This is a genomic window from Pseudomonas mandelii, from assembly GCF_024138395.1.
Taxonomy (GTDB): Bacteria; Pseudomonadota; Gammaproteobacteria; order Pseudomonadales; family Pseudomonadaceae; genus Aquipseudomonas; species Aquipseudomonas mandelii_E.
The window spans coordinates 570,580-588,159 of record NZ_JAMYDU010000002.1 but is presented as its reverse complement, the minus strand read 5'-3'; the positions used below and the strand labels follow the sequence as shown (position 1 = coordinate 588,159).

17 protein-coding genes are annotated in these 17,580 nt (G+C 59.1%); 7 read left to right on the top strand and 10 right to left on the bottom strand.

Going from position 1 to position 17,580, the window contains the following annotated elements; all coding sequences use genetic code 11:
* The first annotated feature begins 51 nt into the window (after positions 1-51).
* Entirely contained in the window at positions 52-345 is a 294-nt protein-coding gene (locus tag NHU87_RS06100; protein WP_253546549.1) for a hypothetical protein, read from the top strand.
* A gap of 140 nt (positions 346-485) precedes the next feature.
* On the opposite strand, the gene fba is transcribed toward NHU87_RS06100, so the two are convergent.
* The 6 genes from fba to tkt all read right to left on the bottom strand — a co-directional run bounded on the left by fba (position 486) and on the right by tkt (position 6,887).
* Positions 486-1,550 (bottom strand): class II fructose-bisphosphate aldolase, encoded by a 1,065-nt coding sequence (gene fba / locus NHU87_RS06095; RefSeq protein ID WP_007894938.1) that lies wholly within the window; start codon positions 1,548-1,550, stop codon positions 486-488.
* Between the two features lie 261 nt (positions 1,551-1,811).
* Positions 1,812-2,144 (bottom strand): MliC family protein, encoded by a 333-nt coding sequence (locus NHU87_RS06090; RefSeq protein ID WP_253546547.1) that lies wholly within the window; start codon positions 2,142-2,144, stop codon positions 1,812-1,814.
* Positions 2,145-2,196: 52 nt separating this feature from the next.
* Positions 2,197-2,418: a hypothetical protein gene (locus tag NHU87_RS06085; RefSeq protein WP_253546545.1), complete on the bottom strand. Its 222-nt coding sequence runs from the start codon at positions 2,416-2,418 to the stop codon at positions 2,197-2,199.
* A gap of 34 nt (positions 2,419-2,452) precedes the next feature.
* Entirely contained in the window at positions 2,453-3,616 is a 1,164-nt protein-coding gene (locus NHU87_RS06080) for a phosphoglycerate kinase (protein ID WP_253546543.1), read from the bottom strand.
* Positions 3,617-3,641: 25 nt separating this feature from the next.
* On the bottom strand, positions 3,642-4,700 hold the full coding sequence (gene epd, locus NHU87_RS06075; RefSeq protein ID WP_253546541.1) for an erythrose-4-phosphate dehydrogenase: 1,059 nt from the start codon (positions 4,698-4,700) through the stop codon (positions 3,642-3,644).
* 189 nt (positions 4,701-4,889) lie between these two features.
* A complete protein-coding gene (gene tkt, locus NHU87_RS06070) occupies positions 4,890-6,887 on the bottom strand; it encodes a transketolase (protein WP_253546539.1) in 1,998 nt (665 codons plus the stop codon).
* Positions 6,888-7,160: 273 nt separating this feature from the next.
* On the opposite strand from tkt, the gene NHU87_RS06065 reads away from it, so the two are divergent.
* From NHU87_RS06065 to NHU87_RS06050, 4 genes are all read left to right on the top strand, one after another.
* Positions 7,161-8,156: an ArsR/SmtB family transcription factor gene (locus NHU87_RS06065; protein ID WP_253546537.1), complete on the top strand. Its 996-nt coding sequence runs from the start codon at positions 7,161-7,163 to the stop codon at positions 8,154-8,156.
* Between the two features lie 18 nt (positions 8,157-8,174).
* Positions 8,175-9,365: a methionine adenosyltransferase gene (gene metK, locus NHU87_RS06060; RefSeq protein WP_008010319.1), complete on the top strand. Its 1,191-nt coding sequence runs from the start codon at positions 8,175-8,177 to the stop codon at positions 9,363-9,365.
* A 251-nt stretch (positions 9,366-9,616) separates the two neighbouring features.
* Positions 9,617-11,296, top strand: coding sequence for an NAD-dependent DNA ligase LigB (ligB, locus tag NHU87_RS06055; RefSeq protein ID WP_253546536.1), 1,680 nt, complete (start codon positions 9,617-9,619; stop codon positions 11,294-11,296).
* An 82-nt stretch (positions 11,297-11,378) separates the two neighbouring features.
* Positions 11,379-11,774 (top strand): DUF1090 domain-containing protein, encoded by a 396-nt coding sequence (locus NHU87_RS06050; protein WP_253546534.1) that lies wholly within the window; start codon positions 11,379-11,381, stop codon positions 11,772-11,774.
* Positions 11,775-11,904: 130 nt separating this feature from the next.
* Here the strand turns inward: NHU87_RS06050 and NHU87_RS06045 are convergent, their stop codons facing one another.
* Positions 11,905-12,354, bottom strand: a complete 450-nt coding sequence (locus tag NHU87_RS06045; RefSeq protein ID WP_253546532.1) for a c-type cytochrome — start codon at positions 12,352-12,354, stop codon at positions 11,905-11,907.
* 128 nt (positions 12,355-12,482) lie between these two features.
* Here NHU87_RS06045 and mltA point away from each other — a divergent pair, with 128 nt between their 5' ends.
* Positions 12,483-13,655 (top strand): murein transglycosylase A, encoded by a 1,173-nt coding sequence (gene mltA / locus NHU87_RS06040; protein ID WP_253546530.1) that lies wholly within the window; start codon positions 12,483-12,485, stop codon positions 13,653-13,655.
* A 111-nt stretch (positions 13,656-13,766) separates the two neighbouring features.
* On the opposite strand, the gene NHU87_RS06035 is transcribed toward mltA, so the two are convergent.
* Both NHU87_RS06035 and NHU87_RS06030 read right to left on the bottom strand, forming a co-directional pair.
* Positions 13,767-14,150, bottom strand: a complete 384-nt coding sequence (locus tag NHU87_RS06035) for an MAPEG family protein (RefSeq protein WP_253546528.1) — start codon at positions 14,148-14,150, stop codon at positions 13,767-13,769.
* Between the two features lie 40 nt (positions 14,151-14,190).
* A complete protein-coding gene (locus NHU87_RS06030; protein WP_253546526.1) occupies positions 14,191-15,024 on the bottom strand; it encodes an EamA family transporter in 834 nt (277 codons plus the stop codon).
* Between the two features lie 307 nt (positions 15,025-15,331).
* Between NHU87_RS06030 and NHU87_RS06025 the strand changes: the two genes are divergently transcribed.
* Positions 15,332-16,501, top strand: a complete 1,170-nt coding sequence (locus NHU87_RS06025; protein WP_253546524.1) for an MFS transporter — start codon at positions 15,332-15,334, stop codon at positions 16,499-16,501.
* Positions 16,502-16,645: 144 nt separating this feature from the next.
* Here the strand turns inward: NHU87_RS06025 and NHU87_RS06020 are convergent, their stop codons facing one another.
* Positions 16,646-17,533, bottom strand: coding sequence for a formate/nitrite transporter family protein (locus NHU87_RS06020; protein WP_253546522.1), 888 nt, complete (start codon positions 17,531-17,533; stop codon positions 16,646-16,648).
* Positions 17,534-17,580: the final 47 nt, after the last annotated feature.

Sequence of the window (17,580 nt, the reverse complement as noted above, 5' to 3'; positions counted from 1 at the left end):
TCATTTTTCTGTCACGTTTACACCGAAATAATATTACTGGGAGAGAAAAGCATGAGCATTACTTTACAAATGGACCATACGGGCAATTTTTCTGATGCAACGTTCACCTTCCAAGGAAGCACGGAAAGACAGAACACTATATATCTGCACGAGGCAGGCGGCGGAGGATTATATGCAAGTACTTTTGCTAGAAATGATGAATTTGTTTTAACAGCCTCAGGGCTGCCTGGCGGGCAACACAGCTTTGCTTTACGCACGAGCAATGATAACGGGAAGACATTTTCAGAATGGTTTCAACTATTAAACTTAAATGTTGGTTATTCAGAAAAAGGGACAAAAGGATAAGTTTAAACGATTGAATCGCGAGATTGATTTCGCCGATTTCACAGAGTTTCTTAGACTAAATATGGATGGACTTACTAAAATAACCTCTACAAAAAACCCGCATCGCTGCGGGTTTTTTAGTACAGCCCAAACGCTACGATTTAATTAACCTTAGCGTTCAACTCACCCTTCAAATACCGCTGATACATCGCTTCCAACGAGATCGGCTTGATCTTCGAAGCATTACCCGCAGTACCAAACTGCTCATAACGTGCAATACACACATCACGCATCGCCGTCACGGTCGCGCCAAAGAACTTACGCGGATCGAACTCGCTCGGGTTGGTGGCCATCAGGCGACGCATCGCACCGGTAGACGCCAAACGCAGGTCAGTATCAATGTTGACCTTGCGTACGCCGTGCTTGATGCCTTCGACGATTTCTTCAACCGGTACGCCGTAGGTTTCTTTGATGTCGCCGCCGTACTGGTTGATGATCGCCAGCCACTCTTGCGGAACCGAAGACGAACCGTGCATTACCAGGTGGGTGTTCGGGATACGTTTGTGGATTTCTTTGATGCGGTCGATGGCCAGCACGTCGCCGGTAGGTGGCTTGGTGAACTTGTAGGCGCCGTGGCTGGTGCCGATGGCGATGGCCAGGGCGTCGACCTGGGTGCGTTTGACGAAGTCAGCAGCTTCTTCCGGGTCGGTCAGCATTTGGCTGTGATCCAGAACGCCTTCGGCGCCGATGCCGTCTTCTTCACCGGCCATGCCGGTTTCCAGCGAACCCAGGCAACCCAGCTCGCCTTCTACCGAGACGCCGCAGGCGTGAGCCATGGCTACGGTTTGTTGGGTAACGCGGACGTTGTAGTCGTAGTCGGTCGGGGTCTTGCCGTCTTCGCCGAGGGAACCGTCCATCATCACCGAGCTGAAGCCCAGTTGGATGGAGCGCTGGCAGACGTCAGGGCTGGTGCCGTGGTCCTGGTGCATGCACACCGGGATGTGCGGGAATTCTTCGATTGCCGCCAGGATCAGGTGACGCAGGAACGGGGCGCCTGCGTATTTGCGAGCACCGGCCGAAGCCTGGACGATCACCGGGGAGTCAGTCTTGTCAGCGGCTTCCATGATGGCGCGCATCTGCTCAAGGTTGTTGACATTGAAGGCTGGAACGCCGTAGCCGAACTCGGCTGCGTGGTCCAGCATCTGGCGCATGCTGATAAGTGCCATTGTGTGTGTCTCTCCCGGTTGAGGGTCGTTAATCGTGCCAGCCTGCCGTAGCGGCGGCGGCTATTCAAGTTATTGCAGATCAGGGGTTGGCCCGGGCTGCGAATTCGGTGCTGCCTAAATCTGAAGATGTACGCAGAAACCCTGTGGGAGCGAGCTTGCTCGCGATAGCGGTGCAACTGTCACATCAGTGTTGGATGTGATGGCCTCATCGCGAGCAAGCTCGCTCCCACATTTTGATCTCTGTTGATCAAATCAATCGTCTTACTCGGCTTTACAACCGCGGCCGATCAAATCATTGGTGGCGACCCAGTACACCAGGCCTTCCTCACCTTTTACGTGAAACGCCAGCATGTCGTTGCTGTACAGCGAACCTTCGGCGCCCGGCTCAAGCTTCAAGCGGTAAACCTGATCGGCACCGCCCAGGCGCACGTCGACTTCCTTGCGGCTGATGTCAGTGTAGCGCCAGAGCACTTTGGCCTGGCTGTCGCAGGTCCAGGTGGTCCAGCTGTCCGCTGGCTCGGCAGCGTTGAACAGGTTCAAATTGGCGCAACCTGCCAGCAATGCCAGTGCCGCAACGGCGATAAAGCGTTTCATCCGTGTTCCTCGACTGACGGCGCCGCCAGCCTTGAGTAAAGAGTCAGACCCCTCAAGGGCAACCATGTTCCTTGGCCGGGGCCTGGGTCTCGTATTTGTCCAGGCCATCGGGCCCGGATCGCTTATTGATCACCGGGTTGGTTTCCGCTTGCCAGTCGGCCTGGTAGCAGCCCTTTCCATGTGTTTGAGGCGCGGGTTCCGGCGTGGCTTTCGGGTTACTCCCGCAAGCCGCCAGCATACCCGCGGCGATCAACAGCACTAAGGTCCTGACCATGTGAACACTCCTTTGCCTGGTCAAATGCACGGCCTCAGGCCTTGGCCCGGCTTTCCAGGACTTCAACGGCCGGCAGGACTTTGCCTTCGACGAATTCGAGAAACGCGCCGCCGCCGGTAGAAATGTAGGAGATCTGCTCGGCAACGCCATATTTATCGATGGCCGCCAAGGTGTCACCGCCGCCAGCGATGGAGAACGCCGAGCTTTCGGCGATGGCCTGGGCCAGCACTTTGGTGCCGTTGCCGAACTGGTCGAATTCGAATACGCCTACCGGGCCGTTCCACAGGATGGTTTTGGACGACTTCAACAGCTCGGCGAAATTCGCCGCAGTCTGTGGGCCGATGTCCAGGATCATGTCGTCGGCGGCCACGTCGGCGATCAGTTTGACAGTCGCGGTCGCGCTTTCAGCGAATTCCTTGGCAACCACCACGTCCACCGGCAATGGCACGCTGACTTTGGCGGCGATTTCACGGGCGGTGTCCAGCAGGTCTGGCTCGTACAGGGATTTGCCGACCGGGTGACCGGCGGCGGCCAGGAAGGTGTTGGCGATGCCGCCACCCACGATCAGCTGGTTGCAGATCTGGCTCAGGCTGTTGAGCACGTCAAGTTTGGTCGACACCTTGGAACCGGCAACGATAGCGGCCATTGGCTGGGCCGGGGCGCCCAGGGCTTTGCCCAGTGCGTCCAGTTCGGCGGCCAGCAACGGGCCAGCAGCGGCGACTTTGGCGAACTTGGCCACGCCGTGGGTCGAACCTTCGGCGCGGTGAGCGGTGCCGAAGGCGTCCATCACGAACACGTCGCACAGGGCGGCGTATTGCTTGGCCAGTTCGTCAGCGTTCTTTTTCTCGCCCTTGTTGAAGCGCACGTTTTCGAACAGCACGATGTCGCCGGCTTTCACGTCGACGCCGCCCAGGTAATCGGACACCAGCGGCACTTCGCGGTCCAGAGCCTTGCTCAGGTAGTCAGCGACTGGTTTGAGGCTGTTCTCGGCCGAAAACTCGCCTTCGGTCGGACGGCCAAGGTGCGAGCAGACCATCACGGCCGCGCCTTTTTCCAGGGCCAGCTTGATGGTCGGCAGCGAAGCCAGGATTCGCGCATCGCTGGTGACAACACCGTCCTTGACTGGGACGTTGAGGTCTTCGCGGATCAGTACGCGCTTACCTTGCAGATCGAGGTCGGTCATCTTCAACACGGTCATGGGTCGCAATTCCTGGATAGCTGTTTTAGAGAGCAGGTTTTGTGGAAATAGCTGTTTGCAGATAGTGCTCTGCAACGTCCAGCATTCGATTGGCAAAACCCCATTCGTTGTCGAACCAGGCCAGGATGTTTACCAGCCGTGGGCCGGAAACGCGGGTCTGACTGGCATCGACGATGGCCGAATGTGGGTCATGATTAAAATCACAACTGGCGTGAGGCAACTCGGTGTAGGCCAGAAGGCCCTTGAGCGGGCCATGGGTGGCAGCCTCGCGCAGAATCCGGTTGACCTCGGTGGCGTCAGTATCGCTTACGGTCTGCATCGTAATGTCGAGGCAGGACACGTTAACCGTCGGCACCCGCACGGCTTTGGCCTGAATTCGCCCGGCAAGTTCCGGCAGCAGGCGTTCAATGCCTCGCGCCAGACCAGTGGACACCGGAATCACCGACTGGAACGCCGAACGGGTGCGGCGCAGGTCTTCGTGGTGATAAGCATCGATTACAGGCTGATCGTTCATTGCCGAATGGATGGTGGTGATCGACACGTATTCCAGACCAATGGCTTGATCCAGCAGCCGCAACAGCGGCACGCCGCAGTTGGTGGTGCAGGAGGCGTTGGACACCAGCAGCTCGTCGCCGGTCAGGCAATCCTGGTTCACACCGTAGACAATGGTGGCGTCGACATCAGCCTCGCTGGCCATCGGCTGGGAAAACAGCACCCGCGGCGCACCGGCGTCGAGGAAACGCTGGCCATCCTGACGGGTGTGGTAAGCACCGGAGCATTCCAGCACCAGATCGACGCCCAGCGACGCCCAATCGATGCCTTCGGGGGTGGCACTGCGCAGGACCTTCACGCAGTCGCCATTAATATGCAGACAATCGCCCTCGACCCTCACTTCGCCGGGAAACCGGCCGTGAGTGGAGTCGAAACGTGTCAGGTATTCGATGCTCGCCATATCGGCCAGATCGTTGATCGCGACAATTTCAAACCCGGCCGTCGAGCCTCGCTCAAACAACGCACGCAAGACGCAACGACCAATCCGGCCGTAGCCGTTGAGTGCAACTTTGTAAAGACGCGGTTGAGGCATGGGGTTCTCGATAGACGCAGGCAGACGAAGTCTCATTAACAACACAATCCCCCTGTAGGAGCTGTCGAGTGAAACGAGGCTGCGATCTTTTGATCCCGACCTTAAAAAACAAGATCAAAAGATCGCAGCCTCGTTTCACTCGACAGCTCCTACAGGGGAACACGGCAGCCAGGGCCACCGCGTCGTGTTTTAGTCTTCCAGCAGCTCTTCAGCCTGACCCAGGATGTTTTCCAGGGTGAAGCCGAACTCTTCGAACAAGGCAGGCGCAGGCGCCGACTCGCCGTAGGTGGTCATGCCGATCACGCGACCTTCCAGGCCCACGTACTTGTACCAGTAGTCCGCGTGGGCGGCTTCGATGGCGATACGCGCGCTGACCTGCAATGGCAGAACCGCTTGCTTGTAGCCGGCGTCCTGGGCTTCGAAGACGCTGGTGCACGGCATCGAAACAACACGCACCTTGCGGCCTTGCTCGGTCAGTTTGTCGAAGGCTTGAACAGCCAGGCCGACTTCCGAACCGGTGGCAATCAGAATCAGCTCAGGCTCGCCTGCGCAGTCTTTCAGCACGTAGCCGCCACGATTGACGCACTCGATCTGCACGGCATCACGGGTTTGGTGCTGCAGATTCTGACGGGAGAAGATCAGTGCCGACGGACCATCATCACGCTCCAGAGCGCATTTCCAGGCCACTGCCGATTCAACGGCATCGGCTGGACGCCAGGTGTCGAGGTTTGGCGTGCAGCGCAGGCTGGCCAGTTGCTCGATCGGCTGGTGAGTCGGGCCGTCTTCGCCCAGACCGATGGAGTCGTGGGTGAACACATAGATGATGCGTTTCTTCATCAGCGCCGACATGCGCACCGCGTTGCGGGCGTATTCCATGAACATCAGGAAGGTCGCGCCGTAAGGCACCAGGCCACCGTGCAGGGCCACGCCATTCATGATCGCGCTCATGCCGAACTCGCGAACGCCGTAATACATGTAGTTGCCGCTGGCATCTTCGGCAGTGACGCCTTTGCAACCTTTCCACAGGGTCAGGTTGGAACCGGCCAGGTCAGCCGAACCGCCGAGCAGTTCCGGCAGCAGCGGGCCGAATGCGTTCAGGGCATTCTGGCTGGCTTTACGGCTGGCGATGGTTTCGCCCTTGGCCGCGACTTCAGCGATATACGCCGAGGCTTTTTCAGCGAAGTCCGTCGGCAGGTCACCGCTCAGACGACGAATCAGTTCGTTGGCCAACTCCGGGAAAGCAGCGGAGTAAGCAGCGAAACGCTGATCCCACTCGGCTTCGGCAGCGCGACCGGCTTCCTTGGCGTCCCACTCGGCATAAATGTTGGCCGGGATTTCAAACGGGCCGTGGTTCCACTTCAGTGCTTCACGAGTCAAGGCGATTTCCGCGTCACCCAATGGGGCGCCGTGGCAGTCTTCCTTGCCTTGCTTGTTCGGCGAACCGAAGCCGATGGTGGTCTTGCAGCAGATCAGCGTCGGCTGCGCGCTCTTGCGCGCTGTTTCGATGGCGATCTTGATTTCTTCCGGGTCGTGACCGTCGACGTTGCGGATCACTTGCCAGTTGTAGGACTCGAAACGCTTCGGCGTGTCGTCGGTGAACCAGCCTTCGACTTCGCCGTCGATGGAGATGCCGTTGTCATCGTAGAAGGCAATCAGTTTGCCCAAGCCCAGCGTGCCGGCCAGGGAGCTGACTTCATGGGAAATACCTTCCATCATGCAGCCATCACCCAGGAACACGTAGGTGTGGTGGTCCACAACGTTATGGCCTGGACGGTTGAACTGCGCCGCCAGGACTTTTTCCGCCAGGGCGAAACCCACGGCATTGGCCAGGCCTTGGCCCAGTGGACCGGTGGTGGTCTCTACGCCCGGGGTGTAACCGAATTCCGGGTGACCCGGAGTGCGGCTGTGCAGCTGGCGGAACTGTTTCAGGTCATCGATCGACAGGTCGTAGCCAGTCAGGTGCAGCAGGGAGTAGATCAGCATCGAACCGTGACCGTTGGACAGCACGAAGCGGTCACGGTCGGCGAACGATGGATTGCTCGGATTGTGCTTCAGATAGTCACCCCAAAGTACTTCGGCAATATCCGCCATACCCATAGGGGCACCGGGATGGCCGCTGTTGGCTTTTTGCACGGCATCCATGCTGAGGGCACGAATGGCGTTGGCACGCTCACGACGGCTGGGCATCGCTGTTCTCCTGCGGGTACTGAATCGAGAATGAATAAAACGAAACGGAAAAAAGGCGAGCATTTTCCCTCACCCACCCGCCTCGGGGCAATGACAGATAGTCATCCGAAGGCGTTTTTCCAATGGATAACGACGTATTCGACGGGTGAAACCTTTCCGCCGTTCGTTTGCTGACTGAACCTAACGCTGAGAAGTGCCATCTATCGAGCAATATCAAAACTTTTTGATATTGCTCTTGCGGTGATTTCTGAGCGTCACTAGACTGCTGGCCTTATGAATTTACGCGCGCCTTCCATTCGACATGACGATTGCGATGAGCTGGCGGCCCTTTGCAAGGCCGGCGGCGATCCTCTGCGTCTGAATGTATTGCGTGCGCTGGCCAACGATTCGTTCGGCGTACTGGAACTGGCGCAGATCTTCGGCATCGGCCAGTCCGGCATGAGTCATCACCTCAAGGTTTTGGCCCAGGCCGACCTGGTGGCGACCCGTCGTGAAGGCAATGCGATTTTCTACCGTCGCGCCCTGCCCCACACCGATCTGCTGGGCGGCAAGCTGCATGCCGCGCTGCTGGAAGAAGTGGACAACCTGACCCTGCCGACCGACGTTCAGTCGCGGATCGGTCAGGTCCACGGGCAACGAGCGGCGGCCAGCCAGGACTTTTTCTCCCGGGTTGCGGACAAGTTTCGCGCCCAGCAAGACTTGATCGCCGGCCTGCCGCAATACCGCGAAAGCGTGGTGGCGCTGCTCGACAAGCTGAGTTTCGGCCCCGACGCCACAGCCATCGAAGTGGGTCCTGGCGATGGCGGTTTTCTGCCGGAGCTGGCGCGTCGTTTCGCTCAAGTCACGGCACTGGACAACAGCCCGGCGATGCTCGATCTGGCCCGCCAGATCTGTGAACGTGAAATGCTGGCTAACGTCAGCCTGCAATTGGCCGATGCATTGAACGGTATAAGCCTCAAGGCTGATTGCGTTGTACTGAACATGGTACTGCACCATTTCGCCGCGCCGGCCGAAGCACTCAAGCGCATGGCCGACTTGCTGCAACCGGGCGGTAGCCTGCTCGTGACAGAGTTATGTAGCCACAACCAGAGTTGGGCCAGGGAGGCCTGCGGTGATCTGTGGTTGGGGTTTGAACAGGACGATCTGGCCCGTTGGGCCACCGCTGCGGGACTCGTTCCCGGGGAAAGCCTCTATGTAGGCTTACGTAATGGTTTCCAGATTCAGGTCCGCCATTTTCAGCGACCGGCTGGCGACACTCACCATCGGTAAATTCAGGAAAAAATCGAGATGAGCGAATACTCCCTCTTCACCTCCGAGTCCGTGTCTGAAGGGCATCCGGACAAAATCGCCGACCAGATTTCCGATGCGGTGCTGGACGCCATCATTGCTGAAGACAAGTTCGCCCGCGTGGCGTGCGAAACTCTGGTGAAAACCGGCGTGGCAATCATCGCAGGTGAAGTCACCACGTCGGCCTGGGTCGATCTGGAAGACATCGTCCGTAACGTGATTCTCGACATCGGCTACAACAGCTCCAATGTCGGTTTCGACGGCGCGACTTGCGGCGTGATGAACATCATCGGCAAGCAGTCCCCTGACATCAACCAGGGCGTTGATCGTGCCAAGCCTGAAGATCAGGGCGCCGGCGACCAGGGCCTGATGTTCGGCTACGCCAGCAACGAAACCGACGTGCTGATGCCAGCACCGATCACCTTCTCGCACCAGTTGGTTCAACGTCAGGCTGAAGCCCGTAAATCCGGCCTGCTGCCTTGGCTGCGCCCGGACGCCAAGTCGCAAGTGACTTGCCGTTACGAAGGCGGCAAGGTTGTCGGTATCGACGCCGTTGTACTGTCGACCCAGCACAACCCTGACGTATCGTACAAAGACCTGCGCGAAGGCGTGATGGAACTGATCGTCAAGCACGTACTGCCTGCCGAGCTGCTGTCCAAGGACACCCAGTTCCACATCAACCCGACCGGCCAGTTCATCATCGGTGGCCCGGTGGGCGACTGCGGCCTGACCGGTCGCAAGATCATCGTCGACAGCTACGGCGGCATGGCCCGTCACGGCGGTGGCGCGTTCTCCGGCAAGGATCCATCGAAGGTTGACCGTTCGGCGGCCTATGCCGGTCGTTACGTGGCCAAGAACATCGTCGCTGCCGGCCTGGCCGAGCGTTGCGAGATTCAGGTTTCCTACGCGATTGGTGTTGCCCAGCCTACGTCGATTTCGTTGAACACCTTCGGCACCGGCAAAATCAGCGACGACAAGATCGTCAAACTGGTTCGCGAAGTGTTCGACCTGCGTCCATACGCGATCACCACCATGCTCGACCTGCTGCACCCGATGTACCAGGAAACCGCTGCGTACGGCCACTTCGGTCGCACTCCAGCCACCAAGACCGTGGGCGACGATACGTTCACCACTTTCACTTGGGAAAAAACCGACCGCGCCGACGACCTGCGTGTCGCGGCCGGCCTGTAAGACTTTCCTCGCGGTACCCAAAGCCCCGCACGGTTCGCCGTTGCGGGGCTTTTTATTGCCCGTGCCGTTTGTAGGAGCGAGGCTTGCCCGCGAAGAACGATGACGCGTAATACCTGAAAAACGCGGTGCATTCTTCGCGGGCAAGCCTCGCTCCTACAGGGTCCAGCGACACACACTGAAAAACAGTCAGCCTCGTCATTGTGGAAATCCGTCCTAGCCTTCAAGCATCCCACTGAGCAAGGACGCTCTCGATGCTGCCCAACCTGCGCCTGTTTTTCTGCTTCCTGCTGACCTTCGCCTGCCTGACCGCCAATGCCGTCGAATGCCCTGACTGGTCTCCAGCCCGCGCACAAGAAGAAATCTCCACCCTGCAACAGCAAATCGATCGCTGGGACGACAGCTACCATCGTGAAGGCAAATCGCTGATCGCCGATGAACTCTATGATCAGTCCCGTGCGCGGCTGACCGAATGGCGCGAGTGTTTTGATTCGGGCCCCTCCGCCGAACCGTTGCGTACGGCCGGCGGCTCGGTTGCTCACCCCATCGCCCACACAGGCCTGGAAAAACTGCGCGATGGGCGCGCCGTCGGAGCCTGGCTGAAAGATCGGGGCGAGGTGTGGATTCAGCCCAAGGTCGACGGTGTGGCGGTAACGTTGATCTATCGCAACGGTTGGTTGTACCGGGCGATCAGTCGGGGGGACGGGATAAACGGCCAGGACTGGACTGCCTCGGCACGCCAGATCGCCGCCATCCCTCAAAAACTCTCGCAGTCGCGGGACTTGCTGCTGCAAGGCGAACTTTATTGGCGCCTGACCGAACACGTACAAGCCGAGGCCGGCAGTCTCAATGCCCGCGCGACGGTGGCCGGGCTGATGGCCCGCAAGGCGCTGAGCACCGAGCAAGCCGCCGGTATCGGGTTGTTTGTCTGGGACTGGCCGCAAGGTCCGAAAAGCTTGCCGGCCCGTGTGGCAGCTCTGGATGAATTGGGGTTCCCGAGCACGGCGCCCTACAGTCAGCCAGTCGAGGCATTTGCCGATGCCGAACGCTGGCGCGATTACTGGTATCGCTCGCCCCTGCCCTTTGCCAGCGATGGGGTCGTATTACGCCAGGACCAACGCCCACCGGCCGAGCGGTGGCAGGCGAAAACGCCTTACTGGAGCGTCGCCTGGAAATACCCTTTTGCCCAGGCGCTGGCGGAAGTGCGCAAGGTCCACTTCAAGATCGGACGTACCGGCCGGATCACACCAGTGCTGGATCTGACTCCCGTGATGCTCGATGACCGACAGATCAAGCGCGTGAGTGTCAGCTCCCTGCGACGCTGGGAGGCTCTGGACATTCGTCCCGGCGATCAGGTCGCCATCAGCCTGGCGGGGCTGACCATCCCCAGGCTCGATAGCGTCGTATTGCGCAGCACCGAACGCGCGAAATTGAATGTACCGCTGGCGGCAGACTTTCATTCTTTAAGCTGCTGGCAACCGACAACCGGCTGCGAAAGCCAATTCCTAGCACGCTTGACCTGGCTCAGCGGCAAACAGGGGCTGGCCTTGCCTCATGTCGGACCAGGCACCTGGGAGAAACTGCTCAAGGCCGAACGCCTCGGCAGCTTGGTCGATTGGATGACCCTCGATGAGCAAGAGCTTGCTAAGATTGACGGCTTCGGCGAGCGCAGCAGTGCTCGTCTTTTGAACAGTTTCAACAGTGCCCGGCAACGCCCATTCGCTCGCTGGCTCAAAGCCTTGGGGTTGCCGCCGACTGGCCAGGCACACCTCGCCGATTCATGGCAGGCACTGGCGCAACGAGACACCGAACAATGGCAGGCCGAAGACGGCATCGGCCCGGGGCGCGCAGCGCAATTGAGCGCATTTTTCCGCGACCCGCAGGTCCTGGCCTTGAGTGAGACATTACGTGTTGCCGGGATTGACGGTTTCTAGACGCCAGCCGAACCGGGAACCCAAAGGGGCCGATGCGCTCAAACAGCCCATCGCTATATCGAATTTTTCACCTGGAGCTTTTATGAAACTTCTTTCACCGCTCGCCTTGTTGACCTTGTGCAGCGTGATGGCCGCTCCATTAATGGCCGCCGAAGACGCCCCGGGCCTGACTGGCTGCGCCGCCAAAAAACAAGGCATCATCAACCAGATCGAACTGGCCAAGTCCCGCGGCAACGCCGATCAGCAGGCTGGCCTGGAAACCGCCCTGAGCGAAGTCACTGCCCATTGCACCGACGCCTCCTTGAAGAAGGAACGGGAAAACAAGGTGCTCGACGCCAAGCACGAAGTCAGCACGCGTCAGGCCGACCTCGACAAAGCCATGAAGAAAGGCGACGCCGAAAAGATCAACAAGCGCAAAGACAAACTGGCTCAATCGCGCAAGGAATTGCAGGAAGCGCTGGATGAGTTGGATAAGTAAGAAAGGGTAAAGACCAAAGATTTATGCCCTGCTCCCGGCAGCTTTCGCGGGCAAGCCCGCTCCCACATTTGACCGCATTCCCCTGTGGGAGCGAGCTTGCCCGCGAAGACGTCAGCCAGAGCTCCGCAAATCAATGATCCCGAAACTCTTTATGGCACGCACTGCAGGCATCCTCTACTTTCTGCACCGCCGGCCCCAGGTTACTGACCTTGTAGGGCTGAACCTTGCTGGCAATCACCAATTCACCGGTGGCACCTTCAAGGGTGCGGGCCATTTCCTGGAAGCGTGCCTGCTTCTGCCAGACATCGTCCTTGGCGCTGGTGTGATCTTCTTCGCGCACCTGCGGGAAATGTTTCCACGGCTCACGGGACAACGTGTCGAGCTTCACAGCGCCGTCGGCGAATTTCGGGCCATCGAACGGAATACGCCCACGCAACATGCCGCCCAAGTCTTCGCCGGTCTTGAGCATCTGCTTGAAGATCGCCTTGCGCTGACCCAGCGGCGAGTTCGGGTCGACACCACCGCAGGCGGACAAGATCAGGCAGGCCAGCAATACAACGGAAAGTCTTTTAAGAATCATGATGGCTTCAGGTCACTGGAAACGGCGGCCAGTATCCTCGCGTCATCGGCAAAGACCAATAGCCCTATTATCAATAAGGGTTGTTTGAGCGCATGGAGCACTCGGGCAACCGGAAAAGGAATTACTCCATGAACAGCCGTTTCAAGGCATGGCGTCACAATCTGGCCTGGACTCTTCCGATGGTGGCCGTACTGGCAGGTTGCACCGGTGGCGACAGCAGCAAACCGAAAACCCACGCACTGGCGACCTACTCCAGCGCCACTTGGGAAGCGCTTCCGGCGGTGTCCGACAACGACCTCGTCGCCGGCTTCGGTTCGTGGCGCAGCGCCTGCACCCGACTCAAAGCCGACGCGGTGTGGGGCTCGACGTGTGCGGCTGCCGCCAATGTGCCGCAAACCGCCGGCGATATTCGTGGCTTCCTCAAGCAGAACCTCGACGTCTACGGCCTGCGCGCCGCCAATGACAATCCCAACGGCTTGATCACCGGCTATTACGAGCCGGTCTACCCCGGCAGCCTGACCCAGACCGAAGTGGCAAACATCCCTGTGTACGGTGTGCCCGAGGACATGATCATCGTTTCTCTGGACAGCATTTATCCGGAACTCAAAGGCAAACGCCTGCGCGGACGACTCGAAGGTCGCGTACTCAAGCCTTACGACGATGCGGCAACCATTGAAACCAAAGGGGTCAAGGCACCGGTGATTGCCTGGCTGACCGACCCGATGAACCTGCAGTTCCTGCAAATCCAGGGTTCGGGTCGTATCCAGCTCAATGATGGCCGCCAGTTGCGCATTGCGTATGCCGACCAGAACGGTCACCCGTATCGACCGATCGGCCGCTGGCTGGTCGACCAGGGCGAGCTGAAAAAAGAAGAAGTGACCATGGGCGCCATCAGCAATTGGGCCAAGGCCAATCCGACGCGCATTCCGGAACTGCTGGGCAGCAACCCGAGCTACGTATTCTTCACCCGCAATCCGGACAGCAACGAAGGACCTCGCGGCTCGTTGAACGTACCGCTGACCGCAGGTTATAGCGCGGCGGTGGATCGTAAAGTGATTCCATTGGGCAGTCTGTTGTGGTTATCGACCACTAAACCGGACGGTACCGCACTGGTACGCCCGGTTGCCGCTCAGGACACCGGCGGCGCAATTGCCGGCGAAGTCCGAGCGGACCTGTTCTGGGGCACAGGTGAGGCGGCCGGGCAATTGGCCGGTGACATGAAACAGCAGGGGCAGATCTGGATGCTCTGGCCGAAAGGCGCAGCCCTGCCTCAAGTGCCGCAAGTGACCGACAAGCTTTAAAGTCAAAAGATCGCAGGCTTCGCCAGCTCCTACAAAATCGTATTCACACCCGATCAAAGTAGGAGCCGCCGAAGGTTCGGGCCGCGTTCGGACGATCTTTTGAGCTTGCTCTTAAACAGAAACCACAAAAAAACTGACGATCAACCCCATCCCCACCAACCACACAAGCGACCGCAAAATCGCCCAATCAGCCAAGTAGCAAATGATGTACAGCAGCCGACTGGTGATGAACAACACCGCCAGTACATTGATCGTCACCAGTTCGGCATTGCCGGCCAGGTGCGCAACGATCACCGCCGCCGCGAATGCGGGAATCACTTCGAGACCGTTCAGATGCGCCGCATACGCGCGTCGGCCAAAACCATTCAGAGACTCAAGAAAGTCACGGGGGTCATGGTTGTCTTTCGGCCTGAACCCGCCACTGACCCTGGCAATGCCCGTGCAGATATAGGGCAGGAAAATCGCGATCAAAATGCACCACAGAGCAACCGTCATAACGCAATCCCTTCTTCAAGTTTCAAGAGTCGAGCTCCAGTCAAAACTTCATCACCAGTATGCCGATCAGCACCAGCCCACAGGCTAAGAGCCGTGGCCTGCCGAAAGGTTCTTTCAGGTAACGCATGCCAAACAGCACCACCAAAATCACACTGATCTCGCGCAACGCCGCAGCTTCGGCAATCGAACCAAGCTGCATCGCCCACAGCACCAGAGCGTAGCTGAACAGCACGCAAAACCCGACCGCCAACCCCAACCGCCACTGCTCGCGCCAGAACAGCATGAACGCCGGTCGCTTGCGCACCAGCGCCAGTAATGGGAACGGCCAGGCGCTGAGCAAGGTGACCCACACCAGGTAATCCAATGGGTGGGACCAGCGCCGCAAGGCTTGGCCATCAATGAAGGTGTAGCACCCGATGCACAACCCGATCAGCGCCACCACCGGCAGCATCGACCACGGCAGACGCACCCCGCCACCGCCCTGCCAGAGCAGGCACAACATGCCAAACGGAATCAGCAAAATCCCGAAGATCTGCTGAGCCGTCAGCACTTCCCCGGCGAAGATCAGCGTCAGCGCCAACACCACCAGCGGCGACAGGCCACGCATCAAGGGATAGACCAGGCCGAGATCGCCGACCCGATAGGCCTGGATCAACAGGTAGCGATAGAGCAACTCAAATGCCGCCGATGCGAGAATCCACGGCCACATCTCCAATGGCGGCAGCGCCACGAAGGGCAACATCAGGGCGACAAACAGCAGCGCCACGCTGTCCATGCAGGCCACCACCAATAGCCGCTCCGCACTGAATTTGATCAGGGTATTCCACGCCGCGTGCAACAGCGCCGCCATCAACACCAGAACCGTCGCAAGCACGGCACACTCCTTATTTTGCCCCCACCCTCCCCCGTAGGAGCTGCCGAAGGCAGCGATCTTTTGATTCTGGCAGCCGATGCCGCATCAAGGATCGAAAGATCGCAGCCTGCGGCAGCTCCTACATCATGGGGCAGAGAATTGATTCGCCATCTATCCGCAGCTGTTTATACTGCAAGCGACCACGCCGCACTCAGTTGCGCACAGACTAATTCCAATAATTCCTGCCTCTGCCCGCTCTCACCGAGAACGGTCGTCGGCCTGCGTATGCCTGATCAAAGCGTCAAGACTACCGACAGAGACCTTGCGCATGCCACTCGCCTTGTTTGCACTGGCCGTTGCCGCCTTCGGCATCGGCACCACTGAATTCGTCATCATGGGCTTGCTGCCCGATGTCGCCCGCGACCTCGCCGTGAGCATTCCTCACGCGGGCCTGCTCATCACCGGTTACGCCCTGGGCGTGGTGTTCGGCGCGCCGATCCTCGCGATCGGCACCGCCAACATGCCGCGCAAAGCCACGCTGTTGGGCATGACGCTGATGTTCATTCTCGGCAATATCCTCTGCGCCCTGGCGCCGAACTACGCCACGTTGATGGCCGCGCGGGTGATCACTGCGCTGTGCCATGGTGCGTTCTTCGGCATCGGCTCGGTGGTCGCTGCCGGTTTGGTGGCACCGAACAAACGAGCCCAAGCGATTGCCATGATGTTCACCGGCCTGACGCTGGCCAACGTGCTGGGCGTTCCGTTGGGCACCGCGCTCGGGCAGTACGCCGGCTGGCGCTCGACGTTTTGGGCGGTGTCGGTGATTGGTGTGATTGCGGCAATCGCGCAGTGGGTCTGGCTGCCCAAGGCAATCCCCATGGACAAAGCCAACCTGGCCAGCGAGTTCAAAGTGCTGGGCAAGGTCAACGTGCTGCTGGCGCTGGGCATGAGCGTGCTGGCGTCCACCAGTCTGTTCAGCGTGTTCACTTATATCGCGCCGATCCTGCAAGACATCACCGGTGTCAGCCCGCATGGCGTGACCATCATGCTGCTGTTGTTCGGGGTAGGCTTGACGGCGGGCAGCATGCTTGGCGGCCGGCTGGCAGACAGTCGATTACTGCCTTCTCTGGTGGGCATGGCGCTGGCTGTGGTAGTCGTGCTGGCCGCTTTCAGTCAGACCAGTCACTCGGTGATCCCGGCGGCGATCACCCTGGTGTTGTGGGGCATCTTCGCGTTCGCGCTGTGCCCGATTCTGCAATTGCTGATCATCGATCAGGCTCATGAGGCACCGAACCTCGGGTCGACGTTGAATCAAAGCGCATTCAATCTCGGCAACGCAGCCGGGGCATGGATTGGCGGGCTGGTTGTGGCCAGTGGCGCGAACCTGGCGGACTTGCCGTGGACCGGCGCACTGGTCAGCGGGTTGACGGTACTGACGGCGCTGTTTTTCATCTACCTGCAGCGCCGCAGTGCTGTCACGGTCAATCTGTCCAGCTAAATGCCGGCCAGAAACCTGTGGGAGCGGACTTGCTCGCGAAGGAGGCGGTACATTCAAGATTGATGTCGCCTGACACACCGCCTTCGCGAGCAATCCCGCTCCCACACGAAATTACGCTTAACTGACTGGCAGGTACTTCACCCTTCATTTGCTGATCTTCTGCGGTTCGGGTTCCTGGTTCCGTTCCGCAGAGGTCTTCAGCGGTCCGTTTTCGCTGCGAATCTGCGCGTGACTGATCAGCGCGAAGATAAAACTGCCACCGATGATGTTCCCCATCAGCGTGGGACCTGCGAACACCAGCCAGAAATCCTTCCAGGGCAACTCGCCGGCAAACACCAGGTATGAGACCTCAACCGATCCGACCACGATGTGGGTGAAATCTCCCAGCGCCATGAAATAGGTGATGAGGATGATGATCCACATCTTGGCGCTTTCCATCGAGGGAATCATCCAGACCATGGTGGCGATCATCCAGCCGGAGATGATGCCTTTGGCGAACATTTTGCTCGCGTCGTTCTCCATGACCTTGCGTCCGATGTCGAGGAAGGCCAGATCGGTCTTGGCGTCGAAAATCGGCAGATGCAACATCACATACGCCACCAGCAAGGTGCCGCAGAGGTTGCCCACCAGCACGATCGACCACAGCCGAAACAACCGACCGAAATTACCCAGCGTAGGTTTGCTCATGATCGGCAGCACGGCAGTCAGGGTATTTTCGGTGAAGAGTTGCTGACGGGCGAGAATCACCGCAAGAAAACCTGCGCAGTAACCAAAACTGGCGATCACCCTGAAGCCTTCGCCGTCCGGCAGACGCGAGTTGAGCAGCCCCATGGCCATCAGCGACAAGCCCATGGTCAGGCCGGCAGCCAGGGCCGACCACCACAGCGCCGCAACGCTACGCTCGAGCTCCTTATCACCTTGGGTGCGAATGATTTCGTGCAACACCGCCGCACGCGGTGGCTGGTTCTTGTCGACCTCACGCTGTTCTTGCGCCGAGAGGTCCGGGGTCTTGCCGTCTTTGGACGTGTCCATAAAGCTCCTGAACCAGTGGCGTATCGTTTAGTTACGACACGCGGGGC

Excerpts from the sequence above, each read along its gene's own strand:
- NHU87_RS06100 (WP_253546549.1), top strand. The coding sequence starts at position 52 with ATGAGCATTACTTTACAAATGGACCATACGGGCAATTTTTCTGATGCA.
- fba (WP_007894938.1), bottom strand. The coding sequence starts at position 1,550 with ATGGCACTTATCAGCATGCGCCAGATGCTGGACCACGCAGCCGAGTTC.
- NHU87_RS06090 (WP_253546547.1), bottom strand. The coding sequence starts at position 2,144 with ATGAAACGCTTTATCGCCGTTGCGGCACTGGCATTGCTGGCAGGTTGC.
- NHU87_RS06085 (WP_253546545.1), bottom strand. The coding sequence starts at position 2,418 with ATGGTCAGGACCTTAGTGCTGTTGATCGCCGCGGGTATGCTGGCGGCT.
- NHU87_RS06080 (WP_253546543.1), bottom strand. The coding sequence starts at position 3,616 with ATGACCGTGTTGAAGATGACCGACCTCGATCTGCAAGGTAAGCGCGTA.
- epd (WP_253546541.1), bottom strand. The coding sequence starts at position 4,700 with ATGCCTCAACCGCGTCTTTACAAAGTTGCACTCAACGGCTACGGCCGG.
- tkt (WP_253546539.1), bottom strand. The coding sequence starts at position 6,887 with ATGCCCAGCCGTCGTGAGCGTGCCAACGCCATTCGTGCCCTCAGCATG.
- NHU87_RS06065 (WP_253546537.1), top strand. The coding sequence starts at position 7,161 with ATGAATTTACGCGCGCCTTCCATTCGACATGACGATTGCGATGAGCTG.
- metK (WP_008010319.1), top strand. The coding sequence starts at position 8,175 with ATGAGCGAATACTCCCTCTTCACCTCCGAGTCCGTGTCTGAAGGGCAT.
- ligB (WP_253546536.1), top strand. The coding sequence starts at position 9,617 with ATGCTGCCCAACCTGCGCCTGTTTTTCTGCTTCCTGCTGACCTTCGCC.
- NHU87_RS06050 (WP_253546534.1), top strand. The coding sequence starts at position 11,379 with ATGAAACTTCTTTCACCGCTCGCCTTGTTGACCTTGTGCAGCGTGATG.
- NHU87_RS06045 (WP_253546532.1), bottom strand. The coding sequence starts at position 12,354 with ATGATTCTTAAAAGACTTTCCGTTGTATTGCTGGCCTGCCTGATCTTG.
- mltA (WP_253546530.1), top strand. The coding sequence starts at position 12,483 with ATGAACAGCCGTTTCAAGGCATGGCGTCACAATCTGGCCTGGACTCTT.
- NHU87_RS06035 (WP_253546528.1), bottom strand. The coding sequence starts at position 14,150 with ATGACGGTTGCTCTGTGGTGCATTTTGATCGCGATTTTCCTGCCCTAT.
- NHU87_RS06025 (WP_253546524.1), top strand. The coding sequence starts at position 15,332 with ATGCCACTCGCCTTGTTTGCACTGGCCGTTGCCGCCTTCGGCATCGGC.
- NHU87_RS06020 (WP_253546522.1), bottom strand. The coding sequence starts at position 17,533 with ATGGACACGTCCAAAGACGGCAAGACCCCGGACCTCTCGGCGCAAGAA.